The sequence below is a fragment of the Candidatus Buchananbacteria bacterium CG10_big_fil_rev_8_21_14_0_10_42_9 genome, from assembly GCA_002773845.1.
Lineage (GTDB): Bacteria > Patescibacteriota > Patescibacteriia > Buchananbacterales > 21-14-0-10-42-9 > 21-14-0-10-42-9.
In genome coordinates, this window is the sequence record PEZZ01000035.1 from 1 (window position 1) to 20,833 (window position 20,833).

At 42.6% G+C, this 20,833-nt stretch carries 22 protein-coding genes and 1 tRNA gene; 14 read left to right on the forward strand and 9 right to left on the reverse strand.

Features of this window, described 5'->3' with window-relative positions:
* On the forward strand, positions 1–635 hold a 635-nt coding region (locus tag COT81_04460), incomplete at its 5' end, for a hypothetical protein (protein ID PIS04772.1).
* A gap of 122 nt (positions 636–757) precedes the next feature.
* On the opposite strand, the gene COT81_04465 is transcribed toward COT81_04460, so the two are convergent.
* Entirely contained in the window at positions 758–1,537 is a 780-nt protein-coding gene (locus COT81_04465) for an inositol monophosphatase (GenBank protein PIS04773.1), read from the reverse strand.
* Positions 1,538–1,558: 21 nt separating this feature from the next.
* Between COT81_04465 and COT81_04470 the strand changes: the two genes are divergently transcribed.
* A tRNA-Pro gene (locus COT81_04470) sits at positions 1,559–1,632 on the forward strand.
* Between the two features lie 144 nt (positions 1,633–1,776).
* On the opposite strand, the gene COT81_04475 is transcribed toward COT81_04470, so the two are convergent.
* The 3 genes from COT81_04475 to COT81_04485 all read right to left on the reverse strand — a co-directional run bounded on the left by COT81_04475 (position 1,777) and on the right by COT81_04485 (position 2,812).
* On the reverse strand, positions 1,777–1,977 hold the full coding sequence (locus COT81_04475; GenBank protein ID PIS04774.1) for a hypothetical protein: 201 nt from the start codon (positions 1,975–1,977) through the stop codon (positions 1,777–1,779).
* 95 nt (positions 1,978–2,072) lie between these two features.
* Positions 2,073–2,285 (reverse strand): hypothetical protein, encoded by a 213-nt coding sequence (locus COT81_04480; protein PIS04775.1) that lies wholly within the window; start codon positions 2,283–2,285, stop codon positions 2,073–2,075.
* 167 nt (positions 2,286–2,452) lie between these two features.
* Positions 2,453–2,812, reverse strand: coding sequence for a hypothetical protein (locus tag COT81_04485; protein ID PIS04776.1), 360 nt, complete (start codon positions 2,810–2,812; stop codon positions 2,453–2,455).
* A gap of 82 nt (positions 2,813–2,894) precedes the next feature.
* Between COT81_04485 and COT81_04490 the strand changes: the two genes are divergently transcribed.
* The 6 genes from COT81_04490 to COT81_04515 all read left to right on the forward strand — a co-directional run bounded on the left by COT81_04490 (position 2,895) and on the right by COT81_04515 (position 6,905).
* Positions 2,895–4,157: an AAA family ATPase gene (locus COT81_04490; GenBank protein ID PIS04777.1), complete on the forward strand. Its 1,263-nt coding sequence runs from the start codon at positions 2,895–2,897 to the stop codon at positions 4,155–4,157.
* Entirely contained in the window at positions 4,147–4,629 is a 483-nt protein-coding gene (locus COT81_04495) for a hypothetical protein (protein PIS04778.1), read from the forward strand. The genes COT81_04490 and COT81_04495 overlap by 11 nt, the downstream gene beginning before the upstream one ends.
* A gap of 128 nt (positions 4,630–4,757) precedes the next feature.
* Complete coding sequence (locus COT81_04500; GenBank protein PIS04779.1) at positions 4,758–5,090, forward strand: hypothetical protein; 333 nt, start codon at positions 4,758–4,760, stop codon at positions 5,088–5,090.
* Between the two features lie 18 nt (positions 5,091–5,108).
* Entirely contained in the window at positions 5,109–5,855 is a 747-nt protein-coding gene (locus COT81_04505; GenBank protein ID PIS04780.1) for a hypothetical protein, read from the forward strand.
* Between the two features lie 232 nt (positions 5,856–6,087).
* Positions 6,088–6,531: a hypothetical protein gene (locus COT81_04510; protein PIS04781.1), complete on the forward strand. Its 444-nt coding sequence runs from the start codon at positions 6,088–6,090 to the stop codon at positions 6,529–6,531.
* 2 nt (positions 6,532–6,533) lie between these two features.
* Positions 6,534–6,905, forward strand: coding sequence for a hypothetical protein (locus tag COT81_04515; protein PIS04782.1), 372 nt, complete (start codon positions 6,534–6,536; stop codon positions 6,903–6,905).
* A 1-nt stretch (position 6,906) separates the two neighbouring features.
* Here COT81_04515 and COT81_04520 read toward each other — a convergent pair whose 3' ends face one another.
* Genes COT81_04520 through COT81_04540 form a run of 5 tightly spaced genes read right to left on the reverse strand, consistent with a single transcriptional unit; the run spans position 6,907 to position 10,150 of the window.
* Positions 6,907–7,974 carry a hypothetical protein gene (locus COT81_04520; protein PIS04783.1) on the reverse strand — a complete coding sequence of 356 codons (1,068 nt, stop codon included), beginning with the start codon at positions 7,972–7,974 and terminating at the stop codon, positions 6,907–6,909.
* Positions 7,975–8,000: 26 nt separating this feature from the next.
* The gene (locus COT81_04525; protein PIS04784.1) at positions 8,001–8,765 is read right to left on the reverse strand and encodes a hypothetical protein; all 765 of its coding nucleotides are present in this window, start codon (positions 8,763–8,765) and stop codon (positions 8,001–8,003) included.
* Complete coding sequence (locus COT81_04530) at positions 8,765–9,448, reverse strand: hypothetical protein (protein PIS04785.1); 684 nt, start codon at positions 9,446–9,448, stop codon at positions 8,765–8,767. Before COT81_04530 ends, COT81_04525 begins: the two co-directional genes overlap by 1 nt.
* A complete protein-coding gene (locus tag COT81_04535; protein ID PIS04786.1) occupies positions 9,448–9,843 on the reverse strand; it encodes a hypothetical protein in 396 nt (131 codons plus the stop codon). The genes COT81_04530 and COT81_04535 overlap by 1 nt, the downstream gene beginning before the upstream one ends.
* A gap of 34 nt (positions 9,844–9,877) precedes the next feature.
* The gene (locus COT81_04540) at positions 9,878–10,150 is read right to left on the reverse strand and encodes a hypothetical protein (GenBank protein ID PIS04787.1); all 273 of its coding nucleotides are present in this window, start codon (positions 10,148–10,150) and stop codon (positions 9,878–9,880) included.
* A gap of 200 nt (positions 10,151–10,350) precedes the next feature.
* On the opposite strand from COT81_04540, the gene COT81_04545 reads away from it, so the two are divergent.
* From COT81_04545 to COT81_04570, 6 genes are all read left to right on the forward strand, one after another.
* Positions 10,351–10,929, forward strand: a complete 579-nt coding sequence (locus tag COT81_04545; protein PIS04788.1) for a hypothetical protein — start codon at positions 10,351–10,353, stop codon at positions 10,927–10,929.
* Positions 10,898–11,965, forward strand: coding sequence for a hypothetical protein (locus tag COT81_04550; protein PIS04789.1), 1,068 nt, complete (start codon positions 10,898–10,900; stop codon positions 11,963–11,965). Before COT81_04545 ends, COT81_04550 begins: the two co-directional genes overlap by 32 nt.
* Before the next feature lie 375 nt (positions 11,966–12,340).
* Positions 12,341–15,961, forward strand: a complete 3,621-nt coding sequence (locus tag COT81_04555; protein ID PIS04790.1) for a hypothetical protein — start codon at positions 12,341–12,343, stop codon at positions 15,959–15,961.
* A 110-nt stretch (positions 15,962–16,071) separates the two neighbouring features.
* Positions 16,072–17,799, forward strand: a complete 1,728-nt coding sequence (locus COT81_04560; GenBank protein ID PIS04791.1) for a hypothetical protein — start codon at positions 16,072–16,074, stop codon at positions 17,797–17,799.
* 6 nt (positions 17,800–17,805) lie between these two features.
* Entirely contained in the window at positions 17,806–18,507 is a 702-nt protein-coding gene (locus tag COT81_04565) for a hypothetical protein (protein PIS04792.1), read from the forward strand.
* Positions 18,508–18,509: 2 nt separating this feature from the next.
* The gene (locus tag COT81_04570) at positions 18,510–20,831 is read left to right on the forward strand and encodes a hypothetical protein (GenBank protein ID PIS04793.1); all 2,322 of its coding nucleotides are present in this window, start codon (positions 18,510–18,512) and stop codon (positions 20,829–20,831) included.
* Positions 20,832–20,833 lie beyond the last annotated feature (2 nt).

Consider the following 20,833-nt stretch of genomic DNA (forward strand, 5'->3'; position numbering starts at 1 on the left):
TTGGGCATTCGGGCGCTGGCAAATCAACAATCGTAAATTTGTTGTTGCGTAACCATGACTTAGGCCACGGCAATATTAAAATTGATAATCAAAATATCCAGTCTGTCACGCTAGAGAGTTTATGGCAGAACATAGGGTTAGTTTCTCAAGACCCGATTTTATTTCACCGAACCTTGCGCGAAAATATTCGGTACGGCAAGCCAAAAGCCACTGATGGAGAAGTGGAGCGCGCGGCGAAGTTGGCACATAGCCACGAATTTATCATGGAGATGCCCGAAGGGTATGACACATACGTCGGCGAGCGCGGCGTGAAATTATCTGGCGGTGAACGCCAACGCATTGCGATTGCCCGCGCGATATTAAAAAACGCGCCGATTTTGGTATTGGATGAAGCAACGTCAAGTTTGGATTCGGAATCCGAACATTTAATTCAGGAGGCGTTGCAGGTTTTGATGAAAAACAAGACCGTGATTGTCATCGCTCACCGTTTATCAACAATTATGAAAATGGATAGAATCGTTGTGCTTCAAGAAGGGCAAATAATTGAACAGGGGAGCCACCAGCAATTAATTCGTAAGAAAAAAGGCGTATACAAAGCGCTTTGGGAACGCCAAGTCGGCGGGTTTATAGAATAATGCTCCGATTGTCATCCTGAGGAGCCCGCCAGAGGTGGGCGACGTAAGGATCTCAGGCCTGTCTATTGCCAGAAGAGATTGCCACGTCGTTCGTTTCACTCGCTCCTCGCAATGACCAAGTTTTACTTTAATACATCTAAAAGACGAGAATGAATCCGCGTGCCGTTGCTGGCTATAAATTGCGGGTTAAGGTCATCTAAATCTTCCTGTCCGTCAAAAGTTGTGATTTTAGCGCCGGCTTCGCGGGCAATTAATTTTCCGGCGGCAAAATCATAAATTTCATTGCCGTAGTTTATGATGCCGTCAATTTTTCCAGCCGCGAGCATACCGTAATCTAGCGCCGGCGACCAGTTACTTAAAATACGTTTAACATCCTGAGCATAAAGAATTGTATGAATTTTTTGGATGGTCGTTTCAGGGGTATCGTAATAAGCTTGCGTCGCAATTGTGGCCCGGGGGATTTCAACGGTATTGCTGACAGTAATTTTTGAATTGTTCAAAAATGCACCTTGGCCTTTCACCGCGTAATATGTGTTATTTAAAATAGGCTGGTGCGTGACAGCGTAATGGGCTGCTTTATTTTTAAGCAATACAATATTGACTGAGAAATGCGGTAGCCCGATGACAAAATTATTGGTGCCGTCAAGCGGGTCAATATAGAAAGTCCATTCAGAGTTATTGTCATGCAAGCCGTTTTCCTCACCGTGGATATTGTAATTAGGAAAATGCTTTTTTAAAACTTTGGTAACTGCTTCTTCTGATTCCAAATCAGCTTTAGTTTGAAAATCAGCCGCCATAGATTTTTCTTTCAACTCCAACTCTTGGCCAAAGTATTTTTTCAACACTTTGCCTCCAGCCCCCGCCGCTTGAATGATATATTTGATTGTGGTACTCTTATCCATTACTATTATTGGAGTTTTTGACGGGGTGTAGCGCAGTTGGCTAGCGCGCGTCGTTCGGGACGACGAGGTCGCAGGTTCAAGTCCTGTCACCCCGACATACTAATTTAAAAGCAAGATGCGTTTGCCCCATACCAAGCTATGCTTTGGTGTGGGCCACACCCCGCAAAGGTTATTATAGTATAAGAATAATCTAAAAAAGGGAAGCCGCCGGCGCACGGAGTGCCGGCGGACTGGTGAACTCATTGCCACTTGGCGTTTAAGGCGCTAAGGGCAGCCACCCCAATGACGCAGCACATTAGTGCTGCGGCCCCAAGCCAAAAACGTTGCCAGTTGGTATGCATCCCAAATGAGCTAGTCATGATGGACGCAGAAACTAACATGGCTAAAAGCAGAGCGAGCGCCAAGCACCTTATCACCCTCCCTTTGGTTTTGGTACTCATAGCCACCCCCTAGGTTGGTTTATTTATTTTCCAGTGATTAAGTGTTTTTGTCAATAAATCAGAACGCCGCGCAGCTTGTAGCCGGCGGCGTAGACCTACCTTTCTATGCTCTCGACTTCTTGCCGAGTTTTATCGGCTACTTGAGCGCAGCCGATGAAGCATGCAGCAATAACTAGAAAAATTGCCCATCCTCCATGCCCCGTGGCTTTGATGACCACGCAGCTTATCCAACCTAGTAATGTCAGTCCTAGGCAGGACATAAAACCTGTGATCCACAGACGGATCACTTTCCAGTGTTTGGCATCCATCTGTGGCCTCCCTTTGTAGTTTCAGGTTTATACTTTTAAATTGTTTTTGTCAATAAAAAGGGAAAGGGCCGTGTCGATCGCAATGAAAGACACGGCCCTGGAATCAACCGAAGGACAGTGGCTGGCGGGCACGACATACTTGGCCGCCATCCTACGGTTGACCCTGGCTACTTGAGCCAGGTTTTGGCAAACTGCTTGTCTCGCGCGCGCGTTAGCTTGCGCAAGATCCAAATGAGGACTCCCACCACAAGGGCAGGAACAAGCAGCTTGTTGTACGTCTCGTACTGCGCCGTGATGGCACAGAAGGAGCAAGCCGCCCCTACAAGAAGCACAACGATGAACGCCACGCTGAGAAACGGCGGGTACAACTTAGCTGCCAGCTCCTCTCGGCGGACGTCCTTAATGGTTCGCATTTGGGCTTTTCGTGATGGGATCACGATCTTTCCTCCTGCGGGCACCAATAAATAAATCATACCATATTTTTGAGAAAATGTCAATCCCGTTAGAAGTAAATGTGAAATTTGCATTTTAATTAGCTTTTTCGACTAAAACTTTTAACGGGATCAATAGTTTGATAAGAAACTTAAATAGGCGTAAACTGTAGAGGTTATGCTCGATTTATTTGACCACAAATTAGTTCAAAAAAGGGGTGATTTTGCGCCTTTGGCAGACAAGATGAGGCCTACAACCTTTGACGATTTTGTGGGCCAAAAAAAGGTGGTTGGCCCAGGCACCATGCTTCGCAATGCCATTGAAAAAGACCAAATTCCTTCAATTATATTTTGGGGGCCGCCAGGGGCTGGCAAAACAACTTTAGCCAGGATTATTGCTGAGGCGACTAACTCAAACTTTGTAAAATTTTCGGCTGTAACTTCCGGCGTAAAAGAACTTCGCGAAGTAATTGCCCAAACCAAAGAGCGTTTGAAGTTTAAGAGCCAGCGAACGATTTTATTTATCGACGAAATTCATCGCTGGAGTAAGTCTCAGCAAGATGCTTTGTTACCGTACGTGGAAGATGGAACGGTTGTACTAATTGGCGCCACAACTGAAAATCCTAGTTTTGAAGTCATTTCAGCCTTACTTTCCCGGAGCCGCGTTTTTGTGTTGGAGCAACTAACTGAAAAAGATTTAAAAACAATAATCGCACGGGCCATTAAGCATGGATTTGAAAAAATTGAGATAAAAATTGCCGAAGATGATGTAGCGTTTTTAGCCAAGATGGCAAATGGCGACGCGCGGGTAGCTTTGAACGCGTTGGAGTTTGCGGTTAAATCTGACGGTGGGAATAAAGGAGTAATTACAATTGATCAAAATGCGATTAAGGAGGCCTTACAAAAATCTCACATGCTGTATGATAAAACCGGCGAGCAGCATTACAACATAATTTCGGCGCTACATAAAAGTTTACGTGGTTCTGACCCAGATGCTTCTTTGTATTGGTTAGGACGAATGTTGGAGGCCGGCGAAAAGCCAGAATATGTGGCCCGCCGTTTAGTCAGATTTGCCTCTGAAGATATCGGTATGGCGGACCCGAACGCTTTAACACAAGCAGTAGCCGCTTATCAAGCTTGTCATTTTATTGGCATGCCAGAATGCGATGTAATTTTAGCCCAAGCGGTCGTATATTTAGCTAAGGCGCCAAAATCCAATGCTTTATATTCAGCCTACAAGCAAGTACAAGAAGATGTTAAAACGAGTTTAGATGAACCGGTGCCGCTTCATCTGCGCAATGCTCCCACAAAATTAATGAAAAATCTTGGCTATGGCAAAAATTATAAATATAATCCCAACTATGAACCTGACGACGAGGAAGTATTGGGGCAAGAATATTTGCCGGAAAAATTAGTGGGCAAAATTTATTATGAAGATTAAAAAACAAACAGCGGTTGGCTTCGTAGTTTATTTACCGACTGAGCCAGAAATTAAATATTTACTTTTACGCCACGGCGAACAATGGTTAAGAGTGTTAGACCGAGCCGGCATTACCGAATATTGGAATTTTCCCAAGGGTCGCATTGACGTTAAGGATGCTGACAATTTATCGACTGCCTACCGTGAGCTGGAAGAAGAAACCGGGCTGACAAAAAATGACGTTGAGCTGGATAAAGATTTTGAATATAGGTACGATTATTCGTTCAAGGTACAAGAAGATGAGGGTATTTTCAAAGTTAACAAAACTGCTATTTTTCATATCGCCAAAGCTAAAAGCGATCACATCACCATTTCGCCGGAACATCAAGACTACGGCTGGTTTACTTATGATGAGGCATCTAAAAAGATTAATCGCCCGCAAATTCAGCAATTATTGGACAAGGCGCGAGATCACATTTTGAAAAAGCAGTAGGATTGGTGTAAGATTAAACGATAAGCCCTCGACTGCGCTTGGGCAACAAATAATTAATATGTCATTTCCGTGAAAACGGGAATCTAGAAATCTTGGATCCCCGATCGGGGTCGGGGATGACAATGCGTATGACTGAAGACCGTTGGAAAGAAATTATTGATTTGGTAAACGAGAAATTTGAACTCACCGCCAGGGAAACTCAAGAACTGCCCGAGGAAGACGGAGGCGGTACGATGGAGTATTTAGAATTCACCGGACCAATGGGGCAGATGCGCTTAGAGTTTACCGTTAAGCCTTTAGTGCTGGACAAAAAGGTGATTGGCTCAAAACGCATTGGCAGTGAGTCAACGGTACAGTATACTTATTCAGATACTGAAAAGGCACACATTTTTAAAGTTTACCGTAAACAAGGTGATGAGTGGTCAGAAATGGAGATGCCCAAAGGTGATTTTATATTTTAAAATTAAAGAAATGAAAATATGTATTTTGCCCTAGCCATAATTTTAACCATCATTATTGCAAGCATTCGTCAAATTAATGAATACGAACGCGGGGTTAAATTTCAACTCGGTAAATATAAGCTGATCATGCGTCCTGGTTGGCGGTTGGTTTGGCCGGTTATTCAATCCATGAAGAAGATTGACATGCGCGTGAAGGCGGTCGATGTTCCGGACCAAGACGCAATTACTAAGGATAATGTTTCGGTTAACGTTAACGCTGTTTTATACTATAAAGTTCAAGACGCTAAACTCGCAGTATTAGAAGTTGAGCAATACATGTTTGCCGTGTCACAGCTAGCCCAAACTACAATGCGCGACGTAGTGGGTGAAGTATCTTTGGATGAGTTGTTGTCTAGCCGAGATGAAATATCAAAACGGATTCAAGTTATTATCGACAAGGCGACTGACCCTTGGGGTTTAAAAGTCGTTTCGGTTGATTTAAAACATATTGAACTTCCCGAAGTCATGAAACGAACTATCGCTAAACAAGCCGAAGCTGAACGGGAAAAAAGAGCCGTTATAATTAAGGCAGAAGGGGAGTTAGTGGCCGCAAAGAATTTAGCCAAGGCGGCTGATTTGATGGCCAATTCTTCCGGAGCGTTACATTTACGAACTTTGCAGTCAATTAATGATTTATCTTCAGACCAATCTAACACGGTTATTTTCGCGATTCCGCTGGAGGTGCTAAGAGCGCTTGAAGGGTTGGGTAAGAAGATGGGTAGGTAAAAAATTTCTACCTTAGTTAAAATTCACCTTTGGAACGCCAGGCGTCCCTTTGGCGGACAAAGGAGGTAAATTAAAAAGTAAATATGTTCAAATCAAAAAAAGCTCACCCCAAAGACAAGCTCATGTTGCGTCTGATTGCGCTAGTTTTAATTTTGCTTTTCTTTATTCACTTTTTTACTGATATTGATTTACTTTCGCCGTACAGTTTCTTTATTAACTAAATTCAAAATTTATGGGCAAGAAAATTGTCTGGGTGTTGGTAGCTGTTATCGTACTCGCGGCGGCCGCGGCATTCTTTTTTAATCGTTATTATAAAACACAAACCCCTGATACTTCCTTACCAGATTCGCTGACCGTAACTTTGGGCGAGCTCAATCAGTCTAACGAGTTTGGCGTGGCCACCATAACTGAGCAAAGTGATAAGACGGTAGTTAATGTCAATTTAGAAGGTGAAGTACCAAGTGGCGTCGTTCAACTAGCTCATATTCATAATGGCAGTTGTGACAATCTTGGCGATATCTGGCAAGGGTTAACTTCAGTCATTGATGGGCAATCACAGTCTAATTTAGAAATATCAATGCTAGATATTGCAAATAATTTACCGCTGGCAATTAATGTCCATAAATCTGCTGAAGAACCGCAAGTTTTTGTCGCCTGCGGAAATATATCTTTTTAAATATGCCCGAAGGTGAAAAACCACATCAACCAAACATAGAAAACCCAGATTTTGATTTTGCTAAAGAAAGGTCCAATAGGTCTAAAGAAGCCTTTGCTTCAAGCGGTATCTCTACCATAGATGCTTTGCTAGAAGAAGTCAGGGGCATGGATATGTCTGATAGTTTTGATCCTGAAGAAATTCCTTCAGAGAATCCAAGTTCTAGATTAAGTCACCCAAGCACCACAGCAAGAATGAGGGGCAAGAATGCACCTGAGGCTCAGCGAGAGAGCTTAATCATCCGATTGAAGAGCGCAAGGAATGATTTAGTGAGGTTGGCTGCCAGAGTCGAAGGTATTGTCATGTTAATGGAGACCAGCAAGAAAAGAGAGTAAATTACAACTTACCTAAAAATATCTCAAGGTTGATTTCTTCGCCGTCGCGTACAACAGTTAAATTAATTTGATCGCCGACGCGGTGATCTTGGACCAATAAAGCTAAATCGTTTTGGGCGTCAACTTCTACGCCATTAACTTGCGTAACAATGTCATTTATCTCAATGCCGGCTTGGTCGGCGGGCGATCCGCCGGCAGGACTGCTAGTAATTAAGGCACCTTTGGAGCCAAACTCTAAGAGGCCAATAGTAGTAGCCAAATTTTGGTATTGAACGCCAAGTTCCGGGCGCTCAATAATTTTATCTTTTAAGACAGAAGGAATTTTGTTGATAAAGTAATTGGGGGGTATGGCGACAGACCGATTTTGAATCGTAGTCAGTAGGCCAACGACGGTTCCGCCAAGATTATACACCACAGCACCATCAAAATTTGAATTCGCGTTATCTCTTAAAGCAATATAAACATCAAAGGTTTCAGTATTTCTATTAGTGGCTGGGTCGCTATCCCACATTTTGTTTTCAATATTGGTGACTAAAGTATCGTTAAATGCGTTTATGGCAACCACAGCCTGACCGGCGAACAAAACTTGCCAGTCATTGAAAGTCACGACAGGCAAATTTTGTTTATTTATTTTTAAAAAGGTGGCCCCAGTTAAGCTGTCGCTAGCTAATTCTTCAACCGCGAACGCCTCGTTTTTATAAATAACTTTTAATTGATCGGTAGCCAAATTGCCAGTTACGTCTTGATGGCTAAGCAGCCAGCCATCGCTAGTCAAGATAGTACCATTACCTAAAAAGCTAGATCGGCCAAAAGAAGCACTGGCGCGGTAAATTCCGACGGTTGCTTCCTTGGCTTTATTAACGACTTGATTAACTAAAATATCATTATCCGTGCCGGTAAACTCAGATGACCGCTTAAGTTCCGGAATTGATTTGACTTGATCAGTTGGAGAGTCGGGAAAAATTTCAATCAAAGGTGAGATGTAAGCATCGGCTAAAATTTGCCCTACCACGCCGCCGATAAGGCCAAAAAGTAAAGCGACTAATGTTACTTTAAAGTAGGTTGTCATAGATATTTACTAAAAGCCATTATACCTTAAATCCACTTAGCCGTCACGAGTATAAGGAACAAAGCCGCTAGTGAAATAATTGAATATCGTCTAACAACCTTCTTTTCTAATCGATTAAGCCAAGCATTTCTAACTACTCCCATGGTGGTGTAAAAAACTAAACTTAGTATTGCCGCATTAACAAAAATGCTAGTTGGCATAAAGCTTACGGCAATAAAAGCTTGGGCTAAAATATAAGGCACGGCGATTAAATAACTGGCGCTGTCATCAAATGACATCTCTGTTACCCAAGCTATGTGGTAGGTGGCGGTTAAGGCGAAAAAAATAGTCGGTATGATAAACCAAAGTATCGGAGCGTTAAAAAAAATAATGAACCCGAAACCCGCAGAAAATAAGCCATACAAAGCAATCAAGATTATATAAATTGAAATATTTTGGAGCGAGTAACGTTGAAATTTAGCCGGACGATACAAAAAGACATAGACTTGCTCTAAATAGATGTATAAAAGTAAAGTCGCGCTTATAATAATTAGCTGTCTCAAAATCGCGCCCTGAATAAACACTAAAAAAGCGTACGTTGCCCAAATTACCAGTAACGGCACAACAGATAAGGCGCTAGTTTGCCCCGGTCTAATTTTTTTAATATTTAGCAGCCATACCGAAACAGCAACTATGACTGAAATCGTGGTGGCGATTATAACGATGTGTTTGGGAAAGCGCAGTAGTAATTCTAAACTTAAGCCAAAAATTACAGGCACGGTGTATGGAATGAACAAGTTAATTACCCTCATTAAAGCGTGCGTCCGCTAATAGTTAAGGTGTCTTGGGAAATTTCAATATTATCTATTTGGGCCGAATCGCCCAACTCATCATTAACTGATTTAAGTTGCTGTTCAATCAGATTATTAACTAGGGCACGGACTAGAAATGACGGAATCGAAACCTCACCGACGGAAAATTGTTGGACTTCAATTCCTAATTCATTTTCTTTGATAATTGGTATTGCTTCAAGGGTAAAGTTAGTTGAGAACGGCTTTAGCATCAGCCCTGTAATGCCGATGGTTGATTCTTTGATATCTACTTCGATGTTGGAAAATGACGGGTCAGTTTGACCTTCTGAATAGCCGCTAGCTAAGTCAGTTAACGTCTGTTCGCTAAAGCTTAAGCTAAACGCATTTTGAGCGTTAGTTTCTGAAGGCGCGGTTGAAGTAGCAGTTTCGGTCGGCGCTGATCTGGTGCCTTTGTTTAATAACGGTGTCAAAATAGGAATTTGAACTAAATTGCTTTTAGCCAGCACTCCGGCAATGATGAGCAAGATTAAAATCCAAAATAACAAAAAGCAGGAGCATCTAAACACCATCCAACATCCGTACCGCCGCCGTCTTTTTCGTTTTCTTACCTTATCATTGGATTGGCGCTCTTTAACGCGCTGCAACCGCCGGTATTCAGGCGTGTTGGTGATATTATCTGACATTATTGTAGCCAAGAATTTTCAGATCGGATTTGCTGTAAGCGTTCCAAGGCTAACTGGGAGCCTGTTTGTTCATATTCCAGCATGGCTTGAACAATCGCTAGATGTAGATTTTGATATTCGAAAGGTAAAGTCAAAGCCAATAAATCATTAACTGTGTTTGGCCGATTAGTATTAGCCCAAAATTCGTCGAGTATATTTTTTAAATTATCTTGGTAGTCTTCCGGCCGGTATGACGAAGTCACTCCGTTAATCGCCGGGGCAGTAGTCACAGTTGTGCCAGGCGCAATTGCGCCATTACGATCAGATATTTTTTGGCGGTTATAAAATAAAAAGAACCCTCCAGATACAGTAACTATTAAAATTACGGCCAAGACAATTAATTTTTTTGAGTTCATGATATTATCAAATAGTAGGTTCATTATAGCATAGCTAGTTACTTGGCGGCCTGGGTGAGTAATGTTTGTTAGTAATTTTCCATTTATCCACATACTGTCCAATACCATTATTAGCTAACTTATTGCCAACCTTAACTTTAGTTTGTGACCAGCGCAGTAAGCTTTCAAAGTTTATTTTGTAACGTCCCCGTACTACAATATAGCGTAGCTCGTCTTGGGCAATTGCCCGACGGATAGTTTTTTGGCTCACACCCATTAAGCGGGCGGCCTCGTTGACCGATAGACGGATTAAATTTTCATTTGCCATATAAGTCTAGAAAAGTATGTACATTGCATTAAGAATATTTAGTATAGAGCAAAACTATTACTTTAGGCAAGGTGGCTAATTTTAGCTATATTTATTTAGCAAAATTATATTTACATTAATTACCTTTGACAAAAATAGCATAAAATGACTATAATATGGCCTTAAACTGTAACATTTATAATAAATCAACGTCATAGTAGATGAGCAAGATTAAAGAACAAGTTTTGCTAATTCGGGCGAAAAACGGAGACACGGAAGCTTTTGGCGAGATCTACGACCTGTACGTTGATAGAATTTACCGCTTTATCTTTTTTAAGATATCGTCGCATGAGGAAGCCGAAGATTTAACGGCTGAGGTTTTCCTCAAAGCTTGGCGATACATTCAAGATGAAGCTACCCGGGCAGTTGGAAACTTGAATGCTTTACTGTACCGCACCGCGCGTAACTTAGTGATTGATCATTACCGTACCAGTAACCGCGAGATCTCACTTGAGGCTGAGGAAGTATTAGATGTCTTAGACACTTCTAGCCAGCCTAGCTTGCTAGACCAAGTAGAGGTGCTATCCGAAATTGCTCAGCTAGAAAAATATTTAACCCAATTAAAAGACGAATATAGAGAAATTATTATTTTGCGCTATATTGACGAGCTAGACACAGCTGAAGTAGCCGAAATAATTGAGAAATCTAAAGGAGCCACGCGCGTATTATTACATCGATCACTCGCACAGCTCAAAAAATTGATTGAAGATGACCGATCAAAAACTGATTCAAAAACTTAAGCAATTACGATCCGTTAAGCCCCGATCTGAATGGGTTCATTTAAATCGGGATTTTTTAATGTCTGAAATTCAAGTTTCAGCCAAAACCAAAGCCGGCTTGGGCAAATCTTTGGAAGCTATTTTGGAGGGCGTGTTAGGACAATTTCGCCATGTTATTATGCAGCCGGCAGTAGCAATGTTGGTGATGTTGGCCGTTTTTACCAGTTCAACTTTGGCTGTCAACGGCGCGTTTTACAGTTTGCCGGGGGATAGCCTGTATCCGGTAAAGTTAGGTTTGGAGAAATTGCAGGTTGCCGTCAACATTGCCGATGAAGAAAAAGCGACACTGCGTTTGGAATTTGCCCGTAACCGTTTAAATGAACTGGATCGTTTAGTTGCTCAAAATGATAACGGCGAGTTAGATCAACACGTCAACGCGCTTTTGAGCCGTTTCAATCAAGACATTAGTTTGGTGCGCGCGCATGTTGAACGCCAAAGTGAGCAAGGTAATGTTTTAAAACTAGCGCAATCAGTTGACTCTAACAGCACCGAATTTGCCAAAAAATTAAAAGCAAATAAAAGTAAGATTGCCAAATCATCCGAATCCAAATCAGTCCTAGACCAAGCTACTGCCGAGGCTGAAAGCACAAGCTTGGCGGCCTTGAGGGCTGTAGTTGACGATTCTAGTGACGGCACTTTAGCTATCGCGATGGTTGGGGGCCGGATTGATACGGTCGCGGCCGAAATTGAGGCACTGGCGGCGAGCAATAATTCTGCTAGCGCGCAAGCGGAAATTGACGCGGCGAGATTATTATTGGATGAGGGCGATGTTGACGGCGCGTTGGATAAGTTAGAATCAGCCAGTAAATTAGTTAATCAGCCGGAAGAGGAATTGGATGAAGGCGTATCTGAAGGATCAGAAGATGCCGAAACTGAAACAGAAGTTAATCCTGAATTGGAAGCCGCGGCTGATGTTATTCAACAAGCTACCAGCACCGACATTGAAATTCCGGAGGAAGTAGTTTCTGAAACCACTGAAGAGTTGATTGGTGAATAGGCTAGTTTGCCCACGCCATGCGTGGTTTTGACAATTTTCGCCCAAAGGGACGTCAGACGTCCCAAAGGGCGACCACCCTTTGTGGGTGGAGTAATCCAGGAAGGGATAGCCTTTAGCTGAACCGGCGGTGAGCCCAAATTAATTTTGTTATTAGAGTATTGGCCGGCTACTTTGTAAGCAATGCATTGCTAATACTTTAATAAAAACCAAGTTCCTTAACAGTAGTAACTTTGAACACTCTTGGGTTAAGCACCTTGAGATTATTTAGGAAAGGTCGAAGCTCATGCGGGCTGGCTAGATAATTTCTAGGTCGTATTAAGCTTATTCAACAGCCAAAGTCACTCGTTAACGAACTATAATAAGTAACAAAAACACATGGATAGATTAAAAAAGATTATCGGCTACAGCGTGACTGTTACCACAATTATGTGGTCAGTTGGTTTGTTTGCGATGCCATTAAGTGTGTTTGCCGCCAACCCTGGCGACCTGATTAAAAAGTCAGGCTCTTCGTCAGTCTACTATTTAGGGACTGACAACAAGCGCTATGTCTTCCCGTCAGGTGACGTCTTCTTTACGTGGTACGACAACTTTAATGGTGTTAAAACCTTATCCGACGCTGAAGTAGATGGTTATCCTTTAGGTGGTAACGTTTCTGTCCGCCCTGGTACCAAATTGGTCCAAGCGGTCACGAACGACACCCCTTGGGTTGTGTCAGATCCAAAAGTGTACGCTGTATCTAAAAACGGCACCCTTCGACACATTACCTCAGCTTCTTTAGCTGAAACATTGTTCGGAGCCAACTGGGAAACAATGATTGTTCCAGTTGTGGAAACCGTTTTTGTCGGCTACAACACTGGCAGCGCCGTCAATACTTCGGCCGATTATAATGCGGCTTCAGAAATGAGCGGTGCCACAACGATTAGTGAAGATAAAGGTTTGGGTTCAGGTTCATCTGTTTCCACCGGTTCTTCATTAACTTTGGCATTAGCTCCTGATACGCCAGCAAGCACGTTGGCTCCTAGCAACGCAGCGCGCTTACCTTTCACTAAGGTTAACGCGACCGCTTCTTGTGACGGGGACATTGTGATTGACAGCGCGAAAGTTAAATTAGTTGGTGGTATTGGTAATTCTTCCAAAAACGCCTACAGTGGCGTTGACATTGTTGACGGAAGAACGATGTTGCCGTTTGACACCACCAGCAAGACTTTCAACGCTGACAATATCGCATCCTTTTCTCGTGACATTACCATTCCATCTTGTACCACGGTACCGTTGTACTTAACCGGTTCGTTTGGTTCAAGCAATGGTTCATACGCGGGTGAAGCGCATGCCTTACAGCTTGATTCGGTCGTGTTGAAAGGCGGTGCGGTGATTGGCTCATTGCCAATTGTGGGTAACCCACACACCATTAACGGAACCATTACCATTGCCTCAGCTACCGTTCAACGCGGAGCTTTCAGTAATGCTACTGATTCTTCGTTAGAAGTCGGCACAACCGACTACACCTTCTTCTCATTCAAGATTACGGCTGGTTCGTCTGAAGATGTTAGATTCAATAACATTCGCGTTTACCAAGAAGGTACCGCGAGCTTCTCTGACATCGACAATATAAAGTTGTATCAAGACGGCACTTTCTTGGTCAGTGGAACCGTTGATCCGAATGACAGCAAGTTCATGAATTTTACCTTACCAAGCGGTATTACCATTAATAAGGGTCAGACCGCTCAATTCCAGATTAAAGGTGATGTTGTTAGCGGTTCAGCTAGAACTATTCAATTAGCTATTTACCGCACAACTGATCTGTTAGTTCAAGGACTTGATACTGGCTATAACGCCGTGCCTACTTATACCGGCACAGGTTACATTGGTTCAACTACCGCTAACCCAACCTTGAATGATAATCAATTCACGATTGGTAATGGTACGTTAGTAGTGTCTAAGAGTAATGATGTCCAGGCAGGTAACATTACTATTGGCGACAGCCAAGCTCTTGGCGCCTTCAAATTTAAAGTCGAAGGTGAGCCAATTGAAGTTACCGCTTTGACGTTAACAGTTGCTTCAACTGACGCAACCGACATTACTGTCACTGACGCTACCCGTGGTTACAGGTTAGTCAACTCTAACGGACAAACCGTGGCTGGCCCAACCGACTTAACCACCCATGCCCTAACCGTGGCTTGGACCGACACCTTTACACTGCCAGTTGGTGAAACTGTGTATAAGGTTGTAGCAGATATTGCCAGCAACTCTGGGTTTAGTTCAAACGACACTTTAACTGTATCGTTTAACCCGGGCTCAGCTTTAACTGCCCGCGGGGAAGTAACCGGTAATACTATTACCGCAACTCCATCGGCTAGCATTTCAGCTAACGCTCAAACGATTAAAGCCGCTACCTTGCAGGTGACTCGCGATAGTTCACCTTCATCTAGCACTTTAATTGCCGGTGCGTCACAAGCAACCTTTGGTTCTTGGACCTTTGACGCCACCGACTCGGGTGAAGATGTCCGGGTGACGTCATTGGCAATTGCCGCTTCAGCAACCAACGTTAATAACTTAACGTTGTATGTTGACGAAGTCGCGCAAACCCCAATTAACACTGACCCAGCATCAGGCGGCAGCCGTAACACGACAACTTTCGGCCTTAGTAGCCCAATGGTTGTGACTAAGGGCTCTAAGACAGTAGTTAAGTTGCGCGGTGATATCAGCTCCAGCGCTTCAGCTGGTGAAGTAAGCCAATTCGGCATTACTTCTAACGCGGCCGTTACTGCCACTGGCTTATCCACTGGCAATAGCGCCACTGTTACAGTCACCGCTGATGACGGTGCTGAAATCACGTATGCTGGCCAAGGTACCTTAACGATTGCTAATCACAACACACCTGAACAATCTATTATTTTGTCAGGTACAACTGATGTGACAATCAATAGTTTGCGGCTATCATCGGTGAACGAAGCAGTCGTCTTAGATGACTTAACTGTTCGTATCGCTAATGGAGGCTTAACTGGTACCGGAACTGGTAACTATGCTGATGTGACTAACGTGGCTATCTATAACGGTAGTACAAAGTTAGTTGAATCAAACATTGGTGCTACTGGTAGCTTTAAGTTCAACTTCTCACAAAACTCATCTGCTACGAACTACGTTAAAGTTCCGAAAGATGGTAATGTGACGTTGACAGTGAAGGTTAATACAGCGGAAATTTCAAGCCAAGGAACCGACAACCCTGGTACCCCAAATGCGTCTTTCCAGATTGGATTTGGCGGTGCTAATAGCATTAAAGCTACGGGTGAAGATTCCGGGGCAGCCGCAAGTGAAACTTACAATAGCTCCACTAGTACTGCGCACATCCTGCATGCATCTAAACCTACGATTACCTTGCCGTCTACATCAAATCGGCTAGGCGCTTCGTCAAGTTTGAGCAATGGGGATCTAACGATTTACGCCTTTGATGTCACTGCTGACTCATCCCAAGGCCGACCGGTTATGTTGTATCGTTTCTCATTCCGTGTCGCCACTTCAGGTTCAGCTACCGTCGGTAGCCCGCTATACTTGAAGCAGGATGGCGTAAGTAATAAAGTCTCAAGTGCTGACGCTTCCGCCCTAGACCAATACTATGAAGGTGCTGGCGTCGGACGTGTTTCTTTCATCTTCAATAGCCCTGACTATAGCGAGGGTGATGTCGGTGAACAGCTTGAAGTTTCTTCAGGCAGCACAAAGAGATTCTATCTACATGGTAATATCTCTGGTGCAGATAGCTCTGACTCGGTGACGGTTAACCTATTAGGTGACACCGCTTCAACGATGACCGGTCAATTGACTGGTACCACTGCCTCAGCTTTCGGCGCTAATGACTCTGGCTTGTTCGTTTGGTCAGATGACCACACCAACAAGTCTGGTAGCCAAGACGCCACTGCTGAAAGCACTTGGTTTAACGGCTACTTAGTTGATGGCCTTGAAAAGACCGTGACGACAACTGGTTATACTATTTCTAACTAAGTTGTTCGTCTAGCTGGACAGGTTTCAAATCTGTCCCTACAACTAACGGAAAGGCCCCGCTTCGGCGGGGCTTTTCTATTGAATTTAATCGATGGTTATGGTATAGTTTGATGGCAATTAAATTAAAACTTATGAAAAAATTAAGTTACTTTTTAATACTAGTTTTTGCTTTTAATTTCTTAACGGTAGTTAAAAATACAGCCGCCGCCAACTTAGGTTCATTTATCAAACGTCAAAACAGCAGTGCAATATATTACCTTGGCCAAGACGGCAAGCGCCATCCTTTTCCGTCAGCGGATATTTTTTTGACTTGGCAAGCTGATTTTTCAAATGTGGTAGCGGTCAGCGACGCGGAAGCATTAGGCTATCCGTTAGGGGCGAATGTACCGGTTCGCCCAGGCACAAAGTTGATTCAGGCAGTAACCAATGATACTCCATGGGTCGTTGCCGACCCTAAAGTTTACGCTGTTTCCAACGGTCAAACTTTGCGTCACATCAGTTCCGCTAGCGTTGCCGTTGAACTTTATGGCGCCAATTGGGAGACAATGATCGTGCCGGTGGTTGAGACTGTTTTTACTAATTATCAAATCGGAGAACGCATTGATTCCAAGGCTGATTTTGACCTAACGAATGTTACTAATGTAGCTTCTAGCGTTGAAGCTGAATTGACTTATACTCCAGACCAAACTCCAGAGCCTGCTTTGGAACCAGAGCCAGAACCTGGTCCAGTGGTAACGCCAGATAATTGGCCACAATTTGAACTAGCCAGCGGCCTTAGCCAAGCCATGCAGCCAACGGTTATAACTTTAGATGATAGTTTTGGCGTGAGTTGGCTTGGCCAGAATTCATCAACCAATCAATATGATATTTACTACTCCGCTTTTAACATTGCTGGCACTCAAACTGTTAACCCAACTTTAATTGCAACCAGTTCTGATACAATTAATGAGGTTACCATGGATAGAGGTAGTGATGATTTGGTTTTGGCTTGGGTAACCGACGATGGCGCAGGGCACGGGACGATAATGACAGCTAGAATTGACGCGGCCGGTTCAATTGTCAGTGGGCCGACCGTGGCACTTGATGGCCAATTTGACGTTGTGCCTAATAGTTTATCAGTTCAGTATAATGGAAAGAATTATGGTTTATTGTGGTCAGCCCTAAAGACAGATGAGCCATATAGCCAGATTTATTTTTTGCTTTTAAATTCTTCGGCCGAACCGATTCGTGCAGTTTACCAAGTTAGTGATAGGAGCGAAGATAATATTGAGCCAGACATGACTTGGAACGGATCAAGTTTTGGCGTCGCTTGGAGGTCAGCAAATGAAATAGAATCAAATATATTTTTTATCCCCCTTGATGATTTTGGGGAAAAAACTTTGTCTTATAATGAAACGCAAATAAACAACGGAAATTTCTTACACCCCAGTCAACCTTCCATTACAGGACATTACAACGAGTTTGTTATCAGCTGGTATGATTTTATCACTATTTCTGGAGGCCAGCGTCAGCAAATTTTATTGGAGAGGGTAGGCGAAAATTTGGTTACTTATCTTGATGACTTTGAGCTAACTGACTACGATCAGTCATTTGACGGATTTGAACCGCAAGTTTTTTTGGCTGATGCCAAAAATAATATCGTATGGCGCCGTGACGACACTGATATATTCTTTTCAAGTTACGCCGATGATTTGACCTATAGCCGTTTTCGTGAAAAAATTGCCACTGGTAACGGCATTCACGATTTATCCGTTAGTAATTTAGGTGAAACATATGCCGTCGCTTGGACTGGTAAAGAGGGGAATAATAACCAGGTTTACTATACCTTAGGTAAGTAGTAAATTATGACAAAACTTAACCAAGTTAAAAATCTAAATACATTAATTTTTATTGCCAGCGTCGTCGTAGCAATTGCTATTGTCGCTGTCGTGTTATTTTTTTCTGACGCTCAAAAAGCCAGCACTTATACGGTTGCAGATTTTCCTGACGCGGCATCCGTGGTGGGCGATCCTGAGGTTATCCAAACACGGGTGGATAAAATTAATGAATATTATTCGCAATTAGGAAGTAATGGGGGCGCCGATGATTTTATTTATTGGATGAATATTGGATTGATGAAAAGAAATTTAGCTGATTACCGCGGTGCTGAAGGGGCTTGGCAGGAGGCTTTGAATCATGGTCGCAATTCGGTTGTATTTGGCAATTTGGCCAGTCTTTATTTTTATGAATTTAAAGAACCGGTGAAGGCGATTGAGTATTATAACGAGGCCATTAGAATTAACCCCCACAACTTTAGTTACTATCAAGATTTGGCCGGAGTTTATCGCTATGAGCTTAATCAATTTGACAAGGTGGAAGAAGTGATGCTGGAAGCCGCCCAAAGAGACGTCGCCCAAGATAATAATTATTATTTGTATTTAGTTGATTTTTACGATGAGCAGGGTAATGAGGACAAGTTTCAAGAGTATTTGAATAAAATTTTGAGTAATAATCCAAATCAAAATATTTTAGATTCGCTAGAAAGTAGCGGCTATACCAGCACATAGAGATGACTTCACAGCTTGAGAAAACCTATCTTCGTTTGTTGAATTTAGGTTTTTTTATAATTTTGTTTTTGATGCCACTAGTGGTTACTAATAAGTTTTATTTTCCATTCACGTTTTCAAAAGCCACCCTGTTCCGCCTTACCGTTGAATTAATGCTTCTTATTTACCTTTTGCTCGCGTATAGCAGCAGGCAGTATCGGTTAAGAATTACCCCGCTGACGTGGCTGTATGCAATTTGGATAGGATTTACCTTTATATCTTCACTTTTAGGAGCAAATTTTTATTTAAGTTTTTGGGGTGACTTTGAGCGTAGCGAGGGGATATTATTACATTTACATTTGCTGGTATTTTTAATAATTTTAACCTCGGCCGTTAAAGAAGGGCGGCACTGGAAGATGCTGCTTAATTTTTTGTTTGGCGCGGGGATTTTGTCGGCATTCATTGCCATGGGGCAGTATTTTAATTTGAGTTTTATTTTAAATACGCAAGGAGAAAGGTTGTCAGGCGCTATCGGCAATCCAGGATTTTTTGCCGCCTATTTAATATTTAACATATTTTTCGCACTTTATTTGGCCAGCCAGACTGGTAATCGTTATTTAAAAATTATTTATGTTTTAACTTCTTTAGTTTTTGTCTTTTTAGTTTATGCAACCGCTACCCGCGGCGCGATGGTCGCTTTGATTTTAACTTTTATATTAAGTGGGCTGTTTGTCGGTTTTAGCCGCGGCCGCAGTCGTAGGTTTAAGATTGGCTTTAGTGTGCTTTTACTTTTATTTATAGTCACGAGTATTTTTATCAGGACTCAAAAAGATAGCGATTGGATTACCGCCTACGGCCCTTTGCATAGAATTGCTAGATTATCATTTCAGGAACGTACAGTCCAAACTCGTTTGATGGCTTGGGAAATATCAGTCAAGGGCTGGAAGGAGCATCCGGTTTTAGGTAACGGCTTAGAGAATTTTAATATAGTCTTTAATAAATATTTTAACCCTTTGTTTTATCAAGATGAGGGGTCAGTAGTTTGGTTTGATCGGGCCCACAATGTAGTATTTGAGCGTTTGGTCACCGGTGGTTTAGTTGGATTTATCTCATATTTTGCAATCATTGGTTATGCGCTTTACTTTTTAACGTTTAAAGTGTGGCGTGAAAGTCGAGATCGAGATGCTGGCTTGCTCTTAGCGCTGTTAGTTGTTGCGCATCTGGTCCAAAATTTATTTATTTTTGATTCAGTTGTCACAAATGTGCTGTTTATTTTTACTTTGGGTTTTATTTCGCAGTATGAAAAGGATGACGTACGATTTGTAAAATTATTTCCTAGTAAAACACTTTACGTAGGGCTATTGGCCGCGTACATAATACTTATTTTGCCAATTTTGAATTTTATTGTAATCAAGCCGGCTAAAGCGAGTAATTTAGCCGCGCAATCATTTTCAGCCCAAGCCCAACTAAACTACAGTGACAACACAACCTTCCATCTTGCTGAAATAGCGTTTGATAAGTTAGAGCAAGCTATCAGACTTGGTACATACGGCAATCAGGAATTAAGAGTCCAGTTGGCTCAATATGTTGATACTTTAATTGCAAATAATTACTCTGACCGCGGGTTGATTGGTGAGGCGGTTATAAAGGTAAACGAAAACATCGCCAGACAATTGCAAGAAGAGCCGCAAAATGTTGCGAATTATTTGCTTGCTATGCGCCATTATAATTTTGCCAGAGAGATTAACCCTGGATATCTCAACCAAAGCTTATCAATTTTTAAGCAAGCTATCCCTTTGAGTCCGGCCAGAGTTCATTTATACCAAGAAGCCGGGTATTCAGAGGTGTTTTTAGCTCAAATAGCCGAAGATGGTGGAGACCCGGAGGCGGCGGCTGAGCACTATAAACAAGCACTTATTTACTTCCAGCAAACAATTGACCTTAACCCAGCCGTGATTGAGTCATACATTAATAAAGTGATGGCGTACCTATCTTCGGGGCAACTGGAACAAGTGGATTCCGTGCTGGAAGAGATGGATAGCCAGGGAATCAATTATCATGACCGCATCTATTTACGTAAAATGGCTAGCCTGGCAGTAAAATATGGTCATTATAATTACGCTAATCAGTTTTTACAGGAGCTTTTTGCGCTTGACGAAAATAATAAAAAGAACGCCATTGATTTAGCTTTATCGTACGCGTGCATTGGTGAAGACGAGAAGGCAATTGAGCTTGCCCAAAGTATCGCTGAACAATTTCCGGAGAACCAAACTGATGCCGATAATTTTATCCAAAGCGTTCAGGGCGGGATATTTCGTGACGGCGGAAAGGCTTGCCAACAATAAAT

Coding starts and splice junctions, on each gene's coding strand:
- COT81_04465 (PIS04773.1), bottom strand. CDS start 1,537: ATGGATAAGAGTACCACAATCAAATATATCATTCAAGCGGCGGGGGCT.
- COT81_04475 (PIS04774.1), bottom strand. CDS start 1,977: ATGAGTACCAAAACCAAAGGGAGGGTGATAAGGTGCTTGGCGCTCGCT.
- COT81_04480 (PIS04775.1), bottom strand. CDS start 2,285: ATGGATGCCAAACACTGGAAAGTGATCCGTCTGTGGATCACAGGTTTT.
- COT81_04485 (PIS04776.1), bottom strand. CDS start 2,812: ATGCAAATTTCACATTTACTTCTAACGGGATTGACATTTTCTCAAAAA.
- COT81_04490 (PIS04777.1), top strand. CDS start 2,895: ATGCTCGATTTATTTGACCACAAATTAGTTCAAAAAAGGGGTGATTTT.
- COT81_04495 (PIS04778.1), top strand. CDS start 4,147: ATGAAGATTAAAAAACAAACAGCGGTTGGCTTCGTAGTTTATTTACCG.
- COT81_04500 (PIS04779.1), top strand. CDS start 4,758: ATGACTGAAGACCGTTGGAAAGAAATTATTGATTTGGTAAACGAGAAA.
- COT81_04505 (PIS04780.1), top strand. CDS start 5,109: ATGTATTTTGCCCTAGCCATAATTTTAACCATCATTATTGCAAGCATT.
- COT81_04510 (PIS04781.1), top strand. CDS start 6,088: ATGGGCAAGAAAATTGTCTGGGTGTTGGTAGCTGTTATCGTACTCGCG.
- COT81_04515 (PIS04782.1), top strand. CDS start 6,534: ATGCCCGAAGGTGAAAAACCACATCAACCAAACATAGAAAACCCAGAT.
- COT81_04520 (PIS04783.1), bottom strand. CDS start 7,974: ATGACAACCTACTTTAAAGTAACATTAGTCGCTTTACTTTTTGGCCTT.
- COT81_04525 (PIS04784.1), bottom strand. CDS start 8,765: ATGAGGGTAATTAACTTGTTCATTCCATACACCGTGCCTGTAATTTTT.
- COT81_04530 (PIS04785.1), bottom strand. CDS start 9,448: ATGTCAGATAATATCACCAACACGCCTGAATACCGGCGGTTGCAGCGC.
- COT81_04535 (PIS04786.1), bottom strand. CDS start 9,843: ATGAACTCAAAAAAATTAATTGTCTTGGCCGTAATTTTAATAGTTACT.
- COT81_04540 (PIS04787.1), bottom strand. CDS start 10,150: ATGGCAAATGAAAATTTAATCCGTCTATCGGTCAACGAGGCCGCCCGC.
- COT81_04545 (PIS04788.1), top strand. CDS start 10,351: ATGAGCAAGATTAAAGAACAAGTTTTGCTAATTCGGGCGAAAAACGGA.
- COT81_04550 (PIS04789.1), top strand. CDS start 10,898: ATGACCGATCAAAAACTGATTCAAAAACTTAAGCAATTACGATCCGTT.
- COT81_04555 (PIS04790.1), top strand. CDS start 12,341: ATGGATAGATTAAAAAAGATTATCGGCTACAGCGTGACTGTTACCACA.
- COT81_04560 (PIS04791.1), top strand. CDS start 16,072: ATGGCAATTAAATTAAAACTTATGAAAAAATTAAGTTACTTTTTAATA.
- COT81_04565 (PIS04792.1), top strand. CDS start 17,806: ATGACAAAACTTAACCAAGTTAAAAATCTAAATACATTAATTTTTATT.
- COT81_04570 (PIS04793.1), top strand. CDS start 18,510: ATGACTTCACAGCTTGAGAAAACCTATCTTCGTTTGTTGAATTTAGGT.